This window comes from Comamonas sp. B-9, assembly GCF_000410635.1.
Classification (GTDB): domain Bacteria; phylum Pseudomonadota; class Gammaproteobacteria; order Burkholderiales; family Burkholderiaceae_C; genus Comamonas.
The window spans coordinates 1-2,081 of sequence record NZ_APCR01000577.1 but is presented as its reverse complement, the minus strand read 5'-3'; the positions used below and the strand labels follow the sequence as shown (position 1 = coordinate 2,081).

1 protein-coding gene is annotated in these 2,081 nt (G+C 66.6%); it reads right to left on the bottom strand.

Features of this window, described 5'->3' with window-relative positions; all coding sequences use genetic code 11:
- A partial coding sequence (locus tag H928_RS0105755; RefSeq protein WP_027010596.1) for an error-prone DNA polymerase occupies positions 1–2,081 on the bottom strand: 2,081 nt, incomplete at both ends.

Genomic DNA, 2,081 nt, shown 5'->3' with positions numbered 1-2,081 from the left:
GCATCGGCGGCGGCCAGGTTCTTCATCGCGGGGGCGTCCAGCTGGGCGCGGCGGGCCAGGTCCTGGGCGCTCTCAAAGGGGGCGGCGTCGCGGGCCTGCAGCAGGCGCTTGACTTGCGTTTGCTGCAGCTGCTTGACCAGGCGCAGGCCCAGGCGCACGGCGGGGTGCGGGCCGCTGGCCGCTTCGGTGCTGCAGTCCATGCCGCTGTGCATCACATCGACGGGCAGCACCTGCACGCCATGGCGCTGGGCGTCTTGGATCAGCTGGCTGTTGCTGTAAAAGCCCAGCGGCTGGCTGTTGATCATGGCCACCAGAAACTCGGCCGGGTAGTGGCATTTGATCCAGGCGCTGAAGTACACCAGGATGGCAAAACTGGCGGCATGGCTCTCCGGAAAACCGTATTCCGAAAAGCCCTGGATCTGCTGAAAGATCGATTCGGCAAAGGCCTGCGAATAGCCATTGCCGGTCATGCCGTTGATGATCTTGTCGTAGTACTTTTGCAGGTTGCCGGTGCGGCGCCAGGCAGCCATCGAGCGGCGCAGCTGGTCGGCCTCGCCAGCGCTGAAACCGGCCGCATCGATGGCGATCTGCATCACCTGCTCCTGGAAGATGGGCACGCCCAGGGTGCGCTCCAGCGCCGGGCGCAGCAGCTCGCTCTCGTACTGCACTTTCTCCAGCCCCTGGCGGCGGCGCAGATAGGGGTGGACCATGCCGCCCTGGATGGGGCCGGGCCGCACCAGCGCGACTTCAATCACCAGGTCGTAGAACACTCGCGGCCGCAGGCGCGGCAGCATGCTCATCTGGGCGCGGCTCTCGATCTGGAAGACGCCGATGGTGTCGGCCGCGCAGATCATGTCGTAGGTGGGTTTGTCGTCGTGCGGGATATCGCCCAGCGCAAAGCTACGGCCCTGGCGTGCGCCCACCAGGTGCAGCATTTTTTGCAGCGCGGTGAGCATGCCCAGTGCCAGTACATCGACCTTGAGCAGGCCGACGGCATCGAGGTCGTCCTTGTCCCACTGGATGACGGTGCGGTTTTCCATGCTGGCGCGCTCGATCGGCACGATGCGCGAGAGCGGGCCGCGCGTGAGCACAAAACCGCCCACATGCTGGGACAGGTGGCGCGGAAAATCGCGCAGCGTCTCGACCAGCTCCTGCAGCTGGCGCACGGCCAGGTCACCCGCCTGCAGGCCGCACTGGGCCAGCGCTTCGGCCCGCAGCAGCTCGTCATCCCAGCGCGAATGGTCGCGTGCCAGCAGATCGATGCTGGGCGGCGCAAAGCCCAGCGCCTTGGCCACATCGCGGATTGCGGATTTGCGCCGGTAGCGGATGACGACGGCGGTGAGGCCTGCGCGGTGCAGGCCGTATTTCTTGTACAGGTACTGGATGACCTCTTCGCGCCGGGCATGCTCGAAGTCCACATCGATATCGGGTGGCTCGTTGCGCTCCTTGCTGATAAAGCGCTCGAACAGCACCCGGGTCTTGTCCGGATCGACCTCGGTGATGCCCAGGCAAAAGCAGACGGCCGAGTTGGCGGCCGAGCCCCGGCCTTGGCAGAGGATGTCCTTGCTGCGGGCAAAGCGCACGATGTCGTAGACGGTCAGAAAGTAGTGCTCGTACTGCAGCTCGGAGATAAGGGCCAGCTCTTTTTCCAAGGTGGCCTGCACCCGCGGCGGTGTGCCTTGCGGCCAGCGGCGGGCTGCCCCTTCGTAGCTGAGCTGGCGCAGATAGGCTGCCGGTGTGAGCTGGGGCGGCACCACCTCGTCGGGGTACTGGTAGCGCAGCTCGGTCAGCGAGAACTGGCAACGCGCGGCAATGCCCAGGCTGGCCTCCAGCAGATCGGGCGGGTACATCTGCGCCAGCCGCAGCCGGCTGCGCAGGTGCTGCTCGGCATTGGGCTGCAACGCGTAGCCGCAGTCGGTGAGCGGGCGGCGCAGGCGGATGGCGGTCAGCACATCCTGCATGGGCTTGCGCGAGCGCACATGCATGTGCACATTGCCGGCGGCCACCAGCGGCGCGCCACTGCTGCTGCCCGCCGCACGCATCTGCGCCAGCCAGGCCTCGTCGCCCAGGCTGCGGTCCAG